At 42.6% G+C, this 2,080-nt stretch carries 3 protein-coding genes; 2 read left to right on the top strand and 1 reads right to left on the bottom strand.

The genetic code is table 11. From position 1 onward, the window contains the following. Positions 1-21: 21 nt before the first annotated feature. Positions 22-792 carry a polysaccharide deacetylase family sporulation protein PdaB gene (gene pdaB, locus ACM6JA_RS16355; RefSeq protein ID WP_414853159.1) on the bottom strand — a complete coding sequence of 257 codons (771 nt, stop codon included), beginning with the start codon at positions 790-792 and terminating at the stop codon, positions 22-24. A 125-nt stretch (positions 793-917) separates the two neighbouring features. Here pdaB and ACM6JA_RS16350 point away from each other — a divergent pair, with 125 nt between their 5' ends. After that, complete coding sequence (locus tag ACM6JA_RS16350) at positions 918-1,571, top strand: stage II sporulation protein M (protein WP_414853158.1); 654 nt, start codon at positions 918-920, stop codon at positions 1,569-1,571. 115 nt (positions 1,572-1,686) lie between these two features. After that, positions 1,687-1,920, top strand: a complete 234-nt coding sequence (locus ACM6JA_RS16345) for a hypothetical protein (RefSeq protein ID WP_007716307.1) — start codon at positions 1,687-1,689, stop codon at positions 1,918-1,920. The last annotated feature ends 160 nt before the right edge of the window (positions 1,921-2,080 follow it).

The raw sequence follows: 2,080 nt of genomic DNA, 5'->3' as shown, positions 1-2,080 counted from the left end.
ATGAAGGTCAGCTTTTTTGTTTTAGTGAATTTCTTTGCTGTCTACACTTGTACCCGAAATGAGTTCAGATACCGTAACGAATTCATAGCCATCCTTGCGAAGTTGATCAATGATCACAGGGAGAGCAAGATGTGTATCTTTCGCAGAATCGCTCGCGTGCATCAGGATGATGTCTCCTGGATGAGCTTTCGATAATACATTATTGATGATCACATCAGTCCCCGGATTGGTCCAATCTTTTGAGTCCGTATCCCATTGGATGACGGAATAACCCATGCGATTCGCGATATCCAGCACTCGTTTGTCAAAATCACCATTTGGCATCCGAATGAGCGTTGGTTTTTTTCCAGTCATTTCGGTTAGAATGGAGTCGGCTTTGGCCATTTGGGAGCGAATTTCTTCATCGGAGTATTTGGTGTAATTATCGTGCTTGTGACCGTGCGAACCAATTTCTAAGCCATCTTCTTTGATGCGTTTCAAGATGTCCGGATGTCGTTGACTCCAAGGGGAGGAGAGGAAAAAGGTCGCTTTGTTTACCTTTTTTTCTTTCAACACATCCAGTATGGGTAATGCTCGTGTTTCTCCCCAGCTAATGTCAAAGGTAAGGGCGATTTTCTTTTCTTTGGTGTCGACCTTATAAATAGCTTGGGGGGCTTGCGTGCTGGCACCTTCAGCAAAGGCAGCAATTGAATCTCGTTCCGCATAACCAATTCCAGCTGTGAGTACGATAGCCGCGACGATAATTAAGATTTGCTTTAATCGTTTCGCGCTGATCACGTAAATGAATTTCATGGATAAGCACCTCCTTTGTCCGATAACAGTTTATGCAGGTAAGACAAGGATATTCTTTGGCCTGTTGGCTATTGTTGAGGTACAATGCATATAGTGAATGAAGAGGCAGTAAAGGGGTGTGGTGCATGGGCAATCGATTGCGGCATTTATGGCTTGATAACCGAAAATATTTCTTCGCCGCATGCTTATTATTTTTTGGTGGTGCCTTGATTGGTTATTTTCAAGCACCGCTTGTCGAAGATATGGTCGATAAAATGATGGGCCAATTAAAGGAAATTGCTGAACGGATAAAAGACAACGGCGGCGGACCTTTAGCGGTGTTCTGGATGATTTTTTCCAATAATGTTTTCAGTGCATTGATGATGATGGCGCTGGGCATATTGTTTGCATTCTTTCCTATAATTGGATTGCTCGCAAATGGAGTGCTGCTTGGATTTATCCTTTTCAAATACAGTGCGGCGGGAGTAAGTCCATGGCTGATTTTTAGTGCAGGTATTATGCCACATGGAATTTTTGAGCTCCCAGCTATCCTGTTTGCAGCGGGAGTGGGTATCCGTTTAGGAGTGCTGAGTTTACGATCAGTGGGAGTTCTGATCCAACCACACAAGCTGGCACGATTGAAAAATGACTGGTACGATACGCTCAAGCAATTTCCAATAGCGGTTCTTACTGTGATCGTTCTGTTATTCGTTGCTGCTATTGTGGAGAGCACGATTACGCCAACCATTCTCAAGGAAACAGTGGGCCAACAACTGCAGCAATTGAACTTACTGAAATAATTCAGATTTGCGAACAAATTGAAGCCTTCCTAAACGGAGGGCTTTTTATTTTGAATAGGGCTGAATTTTGATGGAAAGGATAGAGGAGAGACTCGTAAGGCGGAGGGCGATATCGTTGCTAGGGTTTTTGTTTAATACGAAAGAAGTACAGGAACTAGAATACTTGTTAAAACGTGAGCTGGAAGAGATGCTCCTTGATTTTAGTGATAAACGAATTGATCAACTAGTGAAGCGGGCTATGGAGGAGAGATACTCCATCATGTTTCGCATGTATGCAAGAATCGCCTCTCCCAATGAGTTATCCAAGTATGTCAGACGCAGAAAACTCGGGGAGGAGCATTATACTTAAAAACTTTTTTAAAAAACATATTGACTCAAAGATAGGTAACGTGATAGATTAGTTCTTGTCCTTAAGACGCCATCACGAATAACGATGAACTTTGAGGACAGGAAATTGCTCCTTGAAAACTGAACAGCGAAAGCGTTAATGAGTCTATCATTAAATGATT

Source organism: Brevibacillus sp. IT-7CA2 (genome assembly GCF_949767855.1).
GTDB lineage: Bacteria > Bacillota > Bacilli > Brevibacillales > Brevibacillaceae > Brevibacillus.
Note: the sequence above shows the minus strand (reverse complement) of the source record. Positions and strands in the feature narration are given on the sequence as shown.

What these genes read in the sequence shown, in the direction of transcription:
- ACM6JA_RS16350 (WP_414853158.1), top strand. Translation starts at nt 918, where the DNA reads ATGGGCAATCGATTGCGGCATTTATGGCTTGATAACCGAAAATATTTC.
- pdaB (WP_414853159.1), bottom strand. Translation starts at nt 792, where the DNA reads ATGAAATTCATTTACGTGATCAGCGCGAAACGATTAAAGCAAATCTTA.